This is a genomic window from Flavobacterium salilacus subsp. salilacus (genome assembly GCF_004634195.1).
In the GTDB taxonomy this organism is placed as follows: Bacteria; Bacteroidota; Bacteroidia; order Flavobacteriales; family Flavobacteriaceae; genus Flavobacterium; species Flavobacterium salilacus.
On sequence record NZ_SKBP01000010.1, the window covers coordinates 111,851 to 127,160 of the forward strand.

Below are 15,310 nucleotides of genomic sequence, written 5' to 3' on the forward strand. Positions count from 1 at the left end.
AATTGTTAATAACTTAGGTGCTAAAGTGAGGCTTTGTACCTGATAATTTTTCGTGTTTTCTTATATTTGTTCGTTAAACTTAAAATTTCGATAAGATCCGTTTTTTATGAGTGAAAGTGAAGAAATAAAGAAGAACAATTATTCGGCAGACAGTATTCAGGCCCTCGAAGGGATGGAGCACGTAAGGATGCGTCCCTCTATGTACATTGGCGATGTGGGTGTACGTGGTTTGCACCATTTAGTGTATGAAGTTGTAGATAACTCTATTGACGAAGCCATGGGTGGTTATTGCGATACCATTGGTGTTGCCATAAACGAAGATGGATCCGTAACCGTTGAAGATAACGGTCGAGGTATTCCGGTAGATTTACATAAAAAAGAAGGCGTATCGGCACTGGAGGTTGTAATGACCAAGATAGGTGCCGGAGGTAAGTTTGATAAAGATTCCTATAAAGTATCAGGAGGTTTGCACGGTGTGGGGGTATCAGTAGTAAATGCACTGTCCAACCACATGCGCTCTACCGTTTTCAGAGATGGTAAAATATATGAGCAGGAATATGAAAAAGGAAAATCGTTATATCCTGTAAAACAAATAGGTACTACCGATAAAAGGGGTACTATACAAACGTTTTATCCTGATAATTCGATATTTACCCAAACTACCGATTTTTCATACGATACACTGGCTGCCCGTATGCGCGAGCTGTCGTTCCTTAACAAAGGTATCACCATAACGCTTACCGATAAAAGAGAGAAAAACGATAAAGGCGAATTCCTGTCGGAAGTATTCCATTCAGATGAAGGATTAAAAGAATTTGTACGTTTTCTGGATGGTAATCGAGAGCCTATCATCTCTCATGTAATAAGCATGGAGACTGATAAAGGCGATGTACCTGTTGAGGTGGCATTGATATACAATACAAGCTATACCGAGAATATTTTTTCGTATGTAAATAATATTAATACCCATGAGGGCGGTACGCACCTTTCCGGATTCAGGAGAGGGCTTACCAATACCCTTAAAAAATATGCCGATAGTTCAGGCTTACTTGATAAACTGAAGTTTGAAATATCGGGCGATGATTTCCGTGAAGGACTTACCGCTATTATATCAGTTAAGGTACAGGAGCCACAGTTTGAAGGGCAAACCAAAACCAAGCTGGGTAACCGTGAGGTGGTAGCCCCCGTAAGTCAGGCAGTGTCAGAAATGCTCGAGAATTATTTGGAAGAAAACCCGAATGATGCCAAGATAATAGTACAAAAAGTTATCCTTGCCGCACAGGCGCGCCATGCTGCTAAAAAAGCACGCGAAATGGTGCAGCGTAAAACCGTTATGGGTGGCGGCGGACTTCCCGGTAAACTATCGGATTGTTCTGAACAAGACCCTGCAAAATGCGAAATATTCCTTGTAGAGGGAGATTCGGCAGGTGGTACGGCAAAGCAGGGGCGTGACAGGGCGTTTCAGGCAATACTGCCATTGAGAGGTAAAATTCTTAATGTGGAGAAAGCTATGCACCATAAAGTTTTTGAAAACGAAGAGATACGTAATATATTTACGGCACTTGGTGTAACTGTAGGTACTGCTGAGGATAGTAAGGCACTTAATCTCGAAAAACTGCGCTATCATAAAGTAGTTATTATGTGTGATGCCGATGTTGATGGCAGCCACATCTCTACCCTTATACTTACATTCTTCTTCCGCTTTATGAAAGAGCTTATAGAGGGCGGTCACGTATATATTGCCACACCTCCCTTATACCTTGTTAAGAAAGGAAACAAAAAGGAGTATGCCTGGACAGATAACCAGCGCGATATGATAAATGAAAGAATGGGTGGCGGTGCAGGCATACAGCGCTATAAAGGTCTTGGAGAGATGAATGCCGAGCAGTTATGGGATACTACCATGGATCCTGAGTACAGAACCCTGCGTCAGGTTAATATAGACAGTCTTGCAGAAGCTGACAGAATATTTTCGATGCTCATGGGTGACGAAGTACCACCAAGAAGAGAATTTATAGAGAAAAATGCAGCTTATGCGAATATTGACGCATAAGTCGTTATTTAAAGGGTTACTTGTTGTAAGCTTGTTCGTTGTCACGGGCAAGGTTACTGCACAATCTGATATAATGGTTATAGAACAAATGGGGCATCTTATTGACGATGCCCTTTTTTTTTCCGATAAATATGTAACACCAGCTACAGATGCCGCAGTATATCAGTCATCATCCGGCTGGATAACCTCGCCTCAAAAACGTGAGTTGTGGGATGTTTCCATAGGGCTGCATACCAATATATTTGTTACGCCACAGCGTGACAGGGAGTTTACTATTTATAACAGCGATTTTACCTTTTTTCAGTTAGAAGAAGGTACATCGGCTGTTGTGCCTACCGCCTTGGGCAATAAAGACCAAGTGTACTTATCAGGTCAACTTGGCGATAGCGAAGTGCGCCTCGAAACACCGCAGGGTATTAATATGCAAACCGTGGCTTATCCTTATTTGCAGGGTTCGGTTGCTTTGTGGTATGGTACTGAAGTAGTGGTAAAATATTCTACAAAAGTAAAACTTAAAAAAAGCAATTATCAGGTATATGGCTTTGGGCTCAAGCACAATATCAGCCGGTATTTTAAAAGTCTGGAAGCCAAAAAAGTACATTTAGCCGTATTGGCTGCTTATTCTAAAGAAGATGTTTCATTTAATTTTCTGGATATAGAAACTGATTATGGTACACTGGGCATAAGCGAGATAAACGGGCTGGTAGATACCTGGCAGTTTCAGGTAAACGGTTCTAAAGAACTCGGTAAGTTTGAAGTAATGGGTGGTTTTATAATCAACACCAGCGATGTAAAATATAAAGTGGGAGGAGAGAAGGGGAGTATAGAGGAAATACTGCCATTGCAGAGCGTACTTAACACCCGACTGAAAGAAATATATAAAACAAGGGTAAATTATATAGGCGAAGCATCTGTTTCTTATAAATTTAATAATTTTTCTATACAATCTATACTTGCTTTTGGTAAATTTGTAAACACAAATATTTCTTTACAGTATTTATTTTAAAAAATTAACCAATCTTAAAAAGACATTTTAATATGAAAGTTACAATTGTAGGAGCCGGTAACGTAGGAGCCACCTGTGCTGACGTAATATCATACAGAGGTATTGCAAGTGAAGTAGTTTTATTGGACATTAAAGAAGGTTTTGCTGAAGGTAAAGCTATGGATATCATGCAATGTGCTACTACTACAGGTTTTAACACAAGAGTTTCGGGCAGTACTAACGATTATACTAAAACAGCGGGCAGTGATGTAGTTGTTATTACATCGGGGATACCAAGAAAACCGGGAATGACAAGGGAGGAACTTATAGGTATCAATGCAGGAATTGTAAAATCAGTAGCAGATAATGTATTACAACATTCGCCAAACGCTATAATAGTAGTGGTTTCTAACCCTATGGATACTATGACGTACCTGACGCTGAAAGCTACGGGATTGCCAAAAAACAGAATTATAGGTATGGGCGGTGCGCTTGATAGCTCTCGTTTTAAATATTACCTTTCTAAAGCGTTAGACAGACCGTCTAACGATGTGCAGGGCATGGTTATAGGCGGACACGGCGATACTACCATGATACCGCTTACAAGGCTTGCATCATACAACGGCAGCCCTGTTGCCAACTTCCTTTCTCAGGAGGCTTTAGATAAAGTAGCTGCCGACACTATGGTGGGCGGAGCTACGCTTACAGGCTTGTTAGGTACTTCGGCTTGGTATGCTCCCGGAGCATCTGTAGCCTACCTTGTAGATAGTATATTGAACGATCAGAAGAAAATGATACCATGCTCTGTATTGCTTGAGGGCGAGTACGGACAGAATGATATTTGTATGGGTGTACCATGCCTTATCGGTAAAAATGGTGTAGAGGCTATAATAGATGTTAATCTTGATGATAATGAGAAAGCATTGTTCGCCAAAAGTGCCGATGCTGTGCGCAATATGAATGCCGATCTTAAATCAGTATTGGCATAAGTTGAAGGATATAAAGTTAAGGGCTGCCATCGGCAGCCTTTTTTTTAAGATATAATTTAGAAATAAATTGTTTAATCTTTTCGTAAATTATATATTTGCTCGTTTTTAAAAAAAGGAATAATTAATTTTTAGTACCAATGCAGAATAAGGGACTCATTAAATTTTTCGCAATTTTACTTGCGATAGTATGTATCTACCAGCTTTCTTTCACATTTGTTTCTAATAGTATTCAAGAAGATGCAAAGGAATTTGCTAATGGCGATGCAAAGGCAGAGCTTAAATACTTAGATTCAATAAAAGATATCGAGGTTTATCCGGTTTTAGGATATACATACAGTGAAGTAAGAGACAAACAAATCAATAAAGGACTTGACCTTGAAGGAGGTATCAATGTTACTCTTGAAATATCTGTAAAAGATATTATTAAAGATCTTGCTAATAAATCATCCAATCCTGTTTTAAACAGAGCTTTGGACAGAGCTACTGAAGACAGGCAGGGTAATCAGGATTACCTGGATGCTTTCTTTATTGCATTTGATAATGAGTCTAAAGGCAGTGTAAAGCTGGCTTCGCCGGAACTCTTTACCAATAGGATAATGGGTGACGAGGTTAACATTGATATGACCGATGAACAGGTTAAAAATGTTATCCGTAAAAAAGTTAACGAATCTATAGACAGTGCCTTCTTAGTACTTACAGAGCGTATTGATAAGTTTGGTGTGGTACAGCCTAACATCCAGCGTTTGGGTGAGTCAGGAAGAATACTGGTAGAGTTACCGGGAGCTAAAGATATAGACCGTGTTAAAAAATTATTACAAAGTACAGCACAACTTGAATTTTGGGAAACGTATAAAGTAACCGATCTTCAAGGATTTTTACTTGCTGCTAACGAAACACTAAAAACTACAGAGAAAAAAGAAGAAGTAGCTGTAAAAGAAGAAAACCCGACTTCGGCTATTGACTCATTGCTTACTGATAGTGCAACAGATTCTCTTGAAGCATTAAAAGGCAATAACCCTTTATTTGAGAAACTTATCCCCAATCAGGGAGGCGGTGGTCCTGTTATCGGTTATGCATCTGTAAAAGATACTGCAAAAGTAAATAGCTGGTTAAAAAGATCAGACATTCGTTCGTTATTAACAGGAGATCAGCGTTATACTCGCTTTGCTTGGAGTAAAGACGTTATAAAAACCGAAGCCAATGCAGCAGAGGATAATAAAGATGAAAAAGGTCCTGATAACTTAGTAGAGCTTTATGCACTAAAAGGAAACAGAGAGAATTTAGCTCCGTTGAGCGGAAACGTTATTACGGGAGCAAGTGCTACTTTCGATCAGTTGGGTAAACCATCTGTAGATATGCAGATGAATACCAAAGGAGCGCAAGAGTGGGAAAGAATGACAGGCAAAGCATTTGCCGAGAAAGGCTTTATCGCTATCGTGCTTGATAATATAGTATATTCTGCACCGGGCGTTACATCAGGAGCTATTTCGGGAGGACGTTCTCAAATATCAGGCTCATTTAATGTTTCAGAAACAGAGGATTTAGCAAATATATTAAGAGCAGGTAAACTTCCTGCCTCTGCAGATATTATACAATCAGAAGTAGTAGGACCATCACTCGGTCAGGAAGCCATAGATAACGGTATTAACTCTGCTTTAGTGGGATTACTGCTTATATCGCTATGGATGATTATTTATTACGGTAAAGCAGGTGTATATGCTAATATAGCGCTTATCGTTAACTTACTGTTTCTTTTCGGTTTCCTTGCCAGTATCGGTGCGGTACTTACACTACCGGGTATTGCAGGTATAGTACTTACTATGGGTACTGCAGTAGATGCCAATATTATAATTTATGAACGAGCCAAGGAGGAACTCCGATTTGGCAGGACGATAGACGAGGCAATCAAGATAGCGTTTAGCTGGAAAGGGGCTATGTCAGCCATTACTGATGCTAACGTTACTACATTTCTTACCGGTTTGGTGCTTTTAATATTTGGTACAGGTCCTGTAAAAGGTTTTGCAACTACATTACTTATAGGTATTATTACATCCTTATTCACTGCCATCTTTATAACAAGATTGCTTTTGGATATGGGTAAAAATGGCAATCTTACTTTTGATACTCCGGTCTCTAAAAACTGGTTTAGAAACTTTAACTTCGATTTCCTTCGCAAAAAGAAAATAGCTTATGTTGTTTCATCATTATTAATAATAGGTAGTTTTGTTTCTCTATTCACTAACGGTCTCGATCAAGGTATCGATTTTGTAGGAGGTCGTACTTTCCAGGTAAGATTTGATAAAGAAGCTCCTATTGAAGAAGTTAAGAGCGATCTTACTGCTGCTTTTGGCAGCGGTGTAGATGCCAAAGTATTCGGAGACCCCTCTCAGTTAAGAATTACAACGAAGTATAAAGTAGAAGAGCACGGTATTGCTGCCGACCAAGAGGTGAACAAAATAATGTATGATAATCTTAAGAAATACTATTCTAATGATATAACATACGACCAGTTTATCAATACTTATGACGGTAAACAAGTGGGTATTATGCAAGCTGCCAAAGTAGGACCTACCATTGCAGATGATATTAAAACAAACTCGTATTGGGCTGTAGCAGGTTCGCTTCTTATAGTGTTCCTGTACCTTATGATAAGTTTCAGAAAATGGCAATACAGCCTTGGTGCAGTTGTGGCAGTAGCGCATGACGTTATCATAGTATTAGGTATATACTCTGCATGTTACAAGTTTGCACCATTCCAGATGGAAATGAACCAGCACTTTATTGCGGCGATACTTACCGTTATCGGTTACTCGCTAAATGATACCGTTATTGTATTCGACAGGATAAGGGAGTTCCTTGCCAGCAAAATGCCGGGTACATTTAAAGAGGTTGTAAACAAGTCTATAAACACTACAATTACCAGAACCATAAATACATCGCTTACAGTAATATTTGTATTACTTATCATGTTCATATTTGGTGGTGAGTCTATACAAGGGTTTATATTCGCAATGCTTGTAGGTATCTTTGTAGGTACATATTCATCATTGTTTATTGCAACTCCAATAGTGGTAGATACAACATCAGATAAAGATAAAGCTCTGATTGAAGCACAACATTCGGATGCTGAATAAATAAGCATCAATCAATATAAAAAAGCCTGCTTATTTTTTAAGCAGGCTTTTTTATATCTTTTCCGTTTGAGAAAACACAATGTGCATAAAAGCAATTTTTAAACTATATTAGCGTTAAATTATAAATCAATCTAAAGTTATTTTTTTCTATGCTAAACATTCAAAATCCCGACAGCCTGGCAGTAGCTAACGAAGCACTTGTAGAAGGAGGAGAAACTGTTGAAAAAACCTTATCCGTATGGGATTTGCTAACCAGTGGCGGTATTGGCGGGCAAATTATTATTATCATACTTGCGTTACTTTTGTTTGTAGCTATTTATCTGTATATCGAAAGAACTATGGCGCTTAAAGAAGCCTCGAAAATAGACAAAGGATTTATGAATCAAATTCGCGATCATATTACAAACAGACGCTTTGATAGTGCTAAACTACTTTGCCAGCATACTAATTCGCCGGTATCTCGCCTTGTAGAAAAAGGTATTTCACGCATAGGAAAACCGTTAGAAGACATTAATACAGCCATAGAAAATGCAGGTAAGCTGGAAATATATAACCTTGAAAAAAATGTGAGCATACTCGCCACGATATCCGGTGCAGGACCTATGATTGGTTTCCTCGGAACCGTAGTTGGTATGATAATTGTATTTTTTGAAATAGAAAAGGGTGGCGGGCAAATACAAATAGACCTTTTGGCAGGTGGTATATATACCGCTATGACTACTACCGTAGTGGGGCTTATAGTAGGTGTATTTGCATATATAGGTTACAATCACCTTGTGGTGAAAACAGATAAAATTGTAAACCAGATGGAAGCTACGGCAGTAGAGTTTCTAGATCTGTTAAATGATCCGGTATAATTATGCAGTTTAGAAGCAGAAACAGGGTAACCCCCGAATTTAATATGTCATCAATGACGGATATTGTATTCCTGTTGTTGATATTCTTTATGATTACCTCTACAATGGTAACTACCAGTGCGCTCGACCTTAATTTGCCTAAAGCAAAAGGGAGAACTGAGAACAACCAAAACGTATCGGTAAACATAACAAAGGACTTAGAGTATTATATAGATACCAAGCCTGTAGCAAAAGAAAACTTGGAGGCAACACTCAAGTCGATGCTTGAAGGTACAGAAGGAAAAGCAATAGTATTGCGCGCAGAGCAGGGCGTGCCTATAGAAAACGCTGTTGCTGTAATGGATATAGCTTACAGGAACCAATACAAAATAGTATTGGCAGTTGACCCAAAATAAAGTGGTTATGAAACAAGGTGTAGAAAAAACATATAGAGGAGAACCCGAAGGGAATAAAGAAAAAAGAAGAAAAGCATTTGCAATTACCGCAGGTATATTTGCAATATTACTCTTTTTATGCTTTATACTTGGTCTCACCTATATGGATCCGCCACCTGAAAATGGCATTGCCATAAACTTTGGTACTACTGATATGGGAATGGGCGACATACAACCTACAGAGCCCATACAATCGGCACCGCAACCTGCGGAGTCAACTCCCAGCGATCCTACACCCGCAGTAGATGATGTATTAACTCAGGATATAGATGATACGCCGGTAATTACCAAGGAAAAACCAAAAGAGCAAAAGAAACCGAAGGAAGAGCCTGTGAAACCCAAACCGGAGCCTGCACCAACACCTTCTAAAACTACCACAGACGCGTTGTCGAGCATTCTGAATGGCCCTAAAAGCGATGGGAAGGCAACAGGCGGGCAGGGCAACAGCAATCAAGCCGGTGATGAAGGCAGAGTTGATGGTACGCTTGGCGGTAGCTATGGTAATGGCAGCGGCAGTAAGGGAACAGGGAACGGAAAATATAACCTTGCAGGGCGTAAAGCACTTGCTTTGCCTAACCCCAAATATACTTGTAACGAGCAAGGTGTTGTAGTAGTGCAAATAGCCGTTGATAAGAGTGGTAAAGTAATATCGGCTACTCCCGGAGCGCGTGGTACTACCAATACGGCAAAGTGCCTGCAAGACCAAGCTAAAGCAGCAGCAATGAATGCTAAATTTGATGAAGGCGACACAGATAAACAAGTAGGCACTATAGTGTACAACTTTAAACTTACAGATTAATAAGAACTTATAAATAGAATAAACAAAAAGACCGCCTGGATTCAGGCGGTCTTTTTTATGAAATCATATTTTTTTATAACGTTTCAGTTCGGTTCTTTGCAGTAAATATAAAGTAGAACCCGGCAAGTATAAACGGTATGCTAAGCCATTGCCCCGTAAGTAATATAGGATTTTCTCCTTCAAAACCTCCTTGGCTTTCTTTTACAAACTCTACTATAAAACGCACTGCCCAAAGCAATACCAGGAACACACCAAATATAAGCCCGTGCTTTTTTCGTGCATCTGTTTTCCAGTACATATAATATATAATAAGAAATACAAAAATATAACCAAATGCCTCATACAACTGCGCAGGGTGGCGATAGGGTATAGCTGCTAAGGTATCTGCAAACTGAGGGTCATTTTCAATCAGTTTATAGGCTTGATTATAATCTTTAATCCCTGTCAATTTTGTTACTTCATATTTGTCAAGATTTTCCTCGCCACGTATAAACTTTACAGCCGTAGGCAAGCTTTCATTTGTTGTATCGCCCAGTATTTCAGAATTGAAAAAGTTTCCGATCCTTACAAAAATACCTCCGCTGGTTACCGGTATTACAACCCTGTCTAACACCCACAGTATAGGTCGGTGTATTACCTTTCGGCTGTAATATATCATGGTAAGTATAGCGGCTATAGCCGCACCATGACTGGCAAGTCCTGCAAAACCGGTAAACTCAAATTCAGGTCTGAATCTAAAGGGGAGTAATATTTCTTCGGGATGCTGGCTGAAATAGCCCCATTGATAAAAGAAAACCTGTCCTAATCTGGCTCCTAAAAGTATAGCAACCAGCATATAAACAAATAGTTTGTCGAGTTTTTCCAGAGATTCGCCTTCGCGGATAAATATTTTTTTAGTGATAAACCATCCTAAACCAAAGGCTATTACAAACATAAGACTGTAATAGCGCACCATGAATATCCCTAAGTCTATTCCTTCGGACTGATTCCAAACAATGCTTAACGCGTGTGTCATTATAAGTGTTGTTATTAGTTTGCCGTAAATTTAAATAAATGCCTGTTACTACCCATAAAAAAAGTATTAATGTTTATGATTGCATTTTTTTTTCGGTACAGGGTCATAACCCTGACCGCCCCAAGGGTGGCAACGGGCAATGCGTTTTATGCCCATCCATCCGCCTTTAAACAGACCATGAGTTTGGAGGGCTTCTATCATATAATGAGAGCAGGTAGGGGAGTACCTACAGGCTGAGGGGAAGAAGGGTGATATTGCGTGTTGGTAAAAGCGCACCAATGCTACAAAAGGTAGTATGGCTATTCTACCCGCCTTCATCAGGCTATAGTATTGAGAAAGTAGTACCTTCTTTACTATCTTTAATTTCTATACCCAGTTCGCTGAGTTTATCTCTTATTTGGTCAGACAGTGCAAAGTCTTTATTGGCACGGGCTTCATTACGCATTCCTATAAGCATAGTTACTAACCCCGCTACTTTATCACTGCTGTTATCGCTTTCTGTTTCGCTTTTAAGCCCTAAAACATCAAAAACAAAAGCATTCATTGTTTTGGTTAACAATTCCAAATCAGTAGTGGTAATAGTTTCTTTACCGTCTTTTAGGATATTAATATAGCGGACACCTTCAAACAGTTGCGCAATAAGTATGGGGCTGTTAAAGTCGTCATTCATGGCATCATAGCAGGATTGCCTCCATTTTATAATATCTAATGATGAAGCGTTACTTGCTTTTAAGCTTTTTAAATTTTCTAAAGCCTCCATAAGTCGGTTAAAACCTTTTTCAGCAGCTAAAATAGCGTCGTTAGAAAAATCGAGTATACTCCTGTAATGTGCCTGCATGATAAAGAAGCGAGTAACCGATGGGCTAAAAGCTTTACTTAATATATCATTATTACCCGAAAATATTTCGCGAGGTAATATATTATTACCGGTCGATTTCGACATTTTCTTACCGTTCAGGGTAAGCATGTTGGCATGCATCCAGTAATTTACGGGCGATTGCCCCGTGCTTGCCTCATTTTGCGCAATTTCGCATTCATGATGCGGAAATTTTAAGTCCATACCACCGCCGTGTATATCAAAATGATTCCCCAGATACTTGGTGCTCATGGCAGTACACTCTAAGTGCCAACCCGGGAAACCATCGCCCCAAGGCGAAGGCCAGCGCATAATATGCTGCGGTTCGGCTTTTTTCCAAAGTGCAAAATCCTGCGGATTTCTTTTTTCTGACTGTCCCGAAAGGTCACGGGTGTTAGCCATCATATCTTCTATATTACGACCGCTTAATTTACCGTAATTATGGTTTTCGTTAAATTTTAATACATCAAAATATACCGATCCTTCGGATACATAGCCAAAACCCTTGTCTATTATAGACTGTATGGTTTGAATCTGCTCTATAATATGTCCTGTGGCAGTAGGCTCTATACTTGGTGGCAGGGTATTAAAAAGCTCCATTATCTGATGGAAATCTACAGAGTATTGTTGTACAATTTCCATAGGTTCCAGTTTTTCAATTCTTGCCTTTTTTGCAATTTTATCCTCACCATCGTCAGCATCATCTTCAATATGCCCCACATCGGTTATGTTACGCACGTAGCGTACCTTATAGCCCAAATGTTTCAGGTACCGAAACACTAAATCAAAAGACATAAACGTACGGCAATTACCAAGATGTACATTACTGTACACAGTTGGGCCGCATACATACATCCCTACATTGCCTTCGTGTATGGGTTTAAATAACTCCTTCTCACCGCTAAGTGAGTTGTATATTTTTAACGATTGATTTTGGTATAAGTGCATGCTGTAATAAGTTTAACCTTTTGTAGTGCAAGATATATTAAAACTGCGTATCGAGCTTAATATAATCTAAAAATTCCCGTCTTACTTTTTCCTCTTGAAACTTACCGCCAAATTCAGAAGTAACCGTACTACTTTCAATATCGCGTATGCCTCGCGAGTTTACACACAAGTGTTTTGCATCGATAACACAAGCTACATCTTCGGTATTCAGCACCTGTTTAAGTTCCTGCACTATTTGTATGGTAAGGCGTTCCTGTACCTGCGGGCGTTTTGCAAAATAATCTACAATACGATTCATTTTAGAAAGCCCCACTACTGTACCGTTGGATATATAGGCAACGTGGGCACGCCCCACAATGGGTAACAAGTGGTGCTCGCAGGTAGAATAAATAGTTATATTCTTCTCAACCAGCATCTCACCATATTTATACTTATTTTCAAAAGTAGAAGAACTCGGTTTTCTTTCAGGATTAAGCCCGCCAAATATTTCCTTTACAAACATTTTAGCCACACGCGTTGGTGTACCCTTAATACTGTCATCAGTAAGATCCATTCCTAAGGTCTGTAATATATTAGTTACATCCTTTTTAATAGCCTCTATTTTTTGTTCGTCACTAAGCTCAAATGCATCTTTTCTTAGAGGTGTTTCAGCGTTAGTAGCAATATGGTTTTCGCCAATTTCATCTTTAATATCGTCCGTATGGCTCATTTATATAATATTCAGTTATTAGGATTAAAAATTAGTTCGCAAAGATAACTATAAAAGTTGATTTTAATTTATGTACTTCAAATCTAATTTTTACGTTTAAATAATAATGCTTTACAATAAGTTAACATTAATTTTGTATTTCTTTTTTAAGGAAAAAAAATAGAATTATGTATCAAAAGCATTTTTCCATTACAGTTCGGGTAGGGAAAAAGCTATTTAGATTGTTATAAATAAAAAAAATTAAAGCATTTATGTTTTAATTATGTCAATTTTGCGTAAATTTCGCGTTTCAAAAACTATAAGGAAATGAATAATAGAAAGTACCTGGTTTTAATTTTACTTATTTTTAGTAGTATCGCCACTTTCGCACAAAGTAATACTGCTGAAGAGATGGCTCCTTTTTGTGCAGGAGGTAGCACCTTAACGTTTGATAATACTACTAATAGCCCCCCGGCTGATCCTGATTCCGCAGCTGATAGTTACGGCTGTTTAGGGTCAGAACCTAATCCGGCATGGTTTTTCATGCAGATAGGGGAAAGTGGCGACTTAGAATTTACCCTTTCACAAACAGGTACTAACGGTAATGGCATTGATGTTGACTTTATACTTTGGGGACCTTTTGGCGGACCACCACCAATTTTTGGACCATCAAATTTGAATGACAACACAGAAGTTGATTGTAGTTATTCAGCCTCGGCTACCGAAAGCGTAAGTATTCCTGATGCAGTAACAGGACAATACTATGTAATACTGATAACTAACTTTAGTAACCAACCCGGACAAATAAACCTTACGCAAACCAATACCGGTCAGCCCGGAGCAGGTACTACAGACTGTGATATCGTATGTCCTCTTTCCTTGGGGGATGATTTTACATTATGTCCCGGAAATACATCTACTATAGTTGCTACTATTGAAGACGCTACCTCTTATGAGTGGTTTCAGGGCACAGACCCAATACCTGGAGAAACAGGTCAATCATATACCGTTACAGAACCTGGTACTTATAGTGTGGTAGTTAACAAACCAGGCTGTGTGGCTGATGCAACCGCATCAGTAACCATTACAGCGCCTGATGCTATACCTATAAATGATCCTCTGGATATTATTATTTGTGCTCCGGGAGAACCTCCTTACACATTTAATTTAACACAAAATAACGAATACATATTAAATGGTTTAGACCCTGACTTTTTTCCGATAACATTTCATGCCTCTGAATTTGAGGCTATTGAAGGTATTTCACCTGTATTCCCTCTTTCTGCAGCACAAAATTATCAGGCAAACAGTGGAGATGTAATGTGGTTGAGAGTTGAAGATTATAACACAGGATGTTCTACAACCCGTTCATTTCAGCTTATAGGAAACCCTGCACCAACACCTGGTACACCCGAAAATTTACAAGCTTGTGATATCGATGAAAGCGGAGATGAAGTTTTTGATTTAACAATACAGGATGGTACTGTTTATGCAGGTCAAGATCCTTCAACTTTTACAATAACATACCATGAAACATTTGCGGATGCAGATGCAAATACAGGCGAAATAACCAGTCCTGACACCTATATTACAAGCGGTACAACAATCTATGTGCGTCTTACAAATAATGATGATGAAGATTGCTATGGTGTAACTTCGTTTGATATAGAAGTAACCCCTGTGCCGGTAGTAGAAGTTCCCGAAGACCAATTTGCATGTAGCGATACAGGATACATCCTGCCCGCAATAATTCAATCAGGTAACTACTATACCGCACCTGATGGAACAGGAACTCAGCTTAACGAAGGCGATATAATCAGTACCACACAAACTATTTATGTGTATGCTGAATCAGGTACAGTTCCAAACAATTGTACTTCAGAAGAAAGCTTTACAGTTACGATATACCAGCAACCTACAGTAGATACACCGGCTGACTTGTCAGCTTGTGAAACCTATACGCTACCAGTCCTTGCTGAAGGTAATTACTATACAGGATCCGGAGGAACAGGTACAATGCTCAATCCTGGTGACCAAATTACCATTACTCAGGATATTTATATCTATGCAGATTCAGGTGTTGCACCTGTAGGTTGCGCAGATGAGCATGTTTTTAATGTACAAATAGATACTCCGCCTACATTAGTACCCGCCACCCCTTTAGAGCTATGCGACGACAACTTCGATGGTTTCGCAGTATTCGATTTAACCCCTGCGGGAGCCGAAGTAATCGACGGACAAACCGGACTAACCGTAACCTACCACGAAACCCTGGAAGACGCCGATTTCGGAGCCAACGACATCACCAATCCCGGTAGCCACTCCACCATTACCGGACAAATCTACATCCGAGTAGAACCCACCGGTTCAACCAGCAACTGCTATTCCGTAGAACCCGTAGACATCATCGTACACCAACGCCCCGCAGTCCCTTCTATTTCGGACTACGAGCAATGCGACTACACCGGTAATGCAGGAGAAGAAGAATTCGATCTGACCACCAAAGACCAGGAAGTCACCCAAGGCGATCCCGATGTAATAGCCCAGTACTA

The 15,310-nt window shown here is 39.4% G+C and carries 11 protein-coding genes and 1 pseudogene; 8 read left to right on the forward strand and 4 right to left on the reverse strand.

Annotated features, from left to right (window positions below):
• Positions 1–106 precede the first annotated feature (106 nt).
• The 7 genes from gyrB (at position 107) to E0W68_RS11925 (ending at position 9,251) form a co-directional block, all read left to right on the forward strand.
• Entirely contained in the window at positions 107–2,053 is a 1,947-nt protein-coding gene (gyrB, locus tag E0W68_RS11895) for a DNA topoisomerase (ATP-hydrolyzing) subunit B (RefSeq protein WP_135219659.1), read from the forward strand.
• Positions 2,034–3,059, forward strand: a complete 1,026-nt coding sequence (locus E0W68_RS11900; protein WP_135219660.1) for a DUF6588 family protein — start codon at positions 2,034–2,036, stop codon at positions 3,057–3,059. The genes gyrB and E0W68_RS11900 overlap by 20 nt, the downstream gene beginning before the upstream one ends.
• A 32-nt stretch (positions 3,060–3,091) precedes the next feature.
• Positions 3,092–4,027: a malate dehydrogenase gene (gene mdh / locus E0W68_RS11905; protein WP_135219661.1), complete on the forward strand. Its 936-nt coding sequence runs from the start codon at positions 3,092–3,094 to the stop codon at positions 4,025–4,027.
• Positions 4,028–4,164: 137 nt separating this feature from the next.
• Complete coding sequence (gene secDF / locus E0W68_RS11910; protein ID WP_135219662.1) at positions 4,165–7,161, forward strand: protein translocase subunit SecDF; 2,997 nt, start codon at positions 4,165–4,167, stop codon at positions 7,159–7,161.
• Between the two features lie 149 nt (positions 7,162–7,310).
• Positions 7,311–8,018 (forward strand): MotA/TolQ/ExbB proton channel family protein, encoded by a 708-nt coding sequence (locus E0W68_RS11915; protein WP_135219663.1) that lies wholly within the window; start codon positions 7,311–7,313, stop codon positions 8,016–8,018.
• A 2-nt stretch (positions 8,019–8,020) separates the two neighbouring features.
• Complete coding sequence (locus tag E0W68_RS11920; protein WP_135219664.1) at positions 8,021–8,413, forward strand: ExbD/TolR family protein; 393 nt, start codon at positions 8,021–8,023, stop codon at positions 8,411–8,413.
• A gap of 7 nt (positions 8,414–8,420) precedes the next feature.
• Positions 8,421–9,251, forward strand: a complete 831-nt coding sequence (locus tag E0W68_RS11925; protein WP_135219665.1) for an energy transducer TonB family protein — start codon at positions 8,421–8,423, stop codon at positions 9,249–9,251.
• 73 nt (positions 9,252–9,324) lie between these two features.
• On the opposite strand, the gene lgt is transcribed toward E0W68_RS11925, so the two are convergent.
• The 4 genes from lgt to folE form a co-directional block, all read right to left on the reverse strand.
• Positions 9,325–10,266, reverse strand: coding sequence for a prolipoprotein diacylglyceryl transferase (gene lgt, locus E0W68_RS11930; protein ID WP_135219666.1), 942 nt, complete (start codon positions 10,264–10,266; stop codon positions 9,325–9,327).
• A 66-nt stretch (positions 10,267–10,332) separates the two neighbouring features.
• Positions 10,333–10,584 (reverse strand): membrane protein insertion efficiency factor YidD, encoded by a 252-nt coding sequence (gene yidD, locus E0W68_RS11935; RefSeq protein WP_135219667.1) that lies wholly within the window; start codon positions 10,582–10,584, stop codon positions 10,333–10,335.
• Between the two features lie 4 nt (positions 10,585–10,588).
• The gene (gene cysS, locus E0W68_RS11940; protein ID WP_135219668.1) at positions 10,589–12,070 is read right to left on the reverse strand and encodes a cysteine--tRNA ligase; all 1,482 of its coding nucleotides are present in this window, start codon (positions 12,068–12,070) and stop codon (positions 10,589–10,591) included.
• 37 nt (positions 12,071–12,107) lie between these two features.
• Positions 12,108–12,779, reverse strand: a complete 672-nt coding sequence (gene folE / locus E0W68_RS11945; RefSeq protein WP_135219669.1) for a GTP cyclohydrolase I FolE — start codon at positions 12,777–12,779, stop codon at positions 12,108–12,110.
• A gap of 306 nt (positions 12,780–13,085) precedes the next feature.
• Between folE and E0W68_RS11950 the strand changes: the two are divergent.
• Positions 13,086–15,310, forward strand: a pseudogene (locus E0W68_RS11950) (hypothetical protein); the annotation flags it as partial.

What these genes read in the sequence shown, in the direction of transcription:
- gyrB (WP_135219659.1), top strand. Translation starts at nt 107, where the DNA reads ATGAGTGAAAGTGAAGAAATAAAGAAGAACAATTATTCGGCAGACAGT.
- E0W68_RS11900 (WP_135219660.1), top strand. Translation starts at nt 2,034, where the DNA reads ATGCGAATATTGACGCATAAGTCGTTATTTAAAGGGTTACTTGTTGTA.
- mdh (WP_135219661.1), top strand. Translation starts at nt 3,092, where the DNA reads ATGAAAGTTACAATTGTAGGAGCCGGTAACGTAGGAGCCACCTGTGCT.
- secDF (WP_135219662.1), top strand. Translation starts at nt 4,165, where the DNA reads ATGCAGAATAAGGGACTCATTAAATTTTTCGCAATTTTACTTGCGATA.
- E0W68_RS11915 (WP_135219663.1), top strand. Translation starts at nt 7,311, where the DNA reads ATGCTAAACATTCAAAATCCCGACAGCCTGGCAGTAGCTAACGAAGCA.
- E0W68_RS11920 (WP_135219664.1), top strand. Translation starts at nt 8,021, where the DNA reads ATGCAGTTTAGAAGCAGAAACAGGGTAACCCCCGAATTTAATATGTCA.
- E0W68_RS11925 (WP_135219665.1), top strand. Translation starts at nt 8,421, where the DNA reads ATGAAACAAGGTGTAGAAAAAACATATAGAGGAGAACCCGAAGGGAAT.
- lgt (WP_135219666.1), bottom strand. Translation starts at nt 10,266, where the DNA reads ATGACACACGCGTTAAGCATTGTTTGGAATCAGTCCGAAGGAATAGAC.
- yidD (WP_135219667.1), bottom strand. Translation starts at nt 10,584, where the DNA reads ATGAAGGCGGGTAGAATAGCCATACTACCTTTTGTAGCATTGGTGCGC.
- cysS (WP_135219668.1), bottom strand. Translation starts at nt 12,070, where the DNA reads ATGCACTTATACCAAAATCAATCGTTAAAAATATACAACTCACTTAGC.
- folE (WP_135219669.1), bottom strand. Translation starts at nt 12,779, where the DNA reads ATGAGCCATACGGACGATATTAAAGATGAAATTGGCGAAAACCATATT.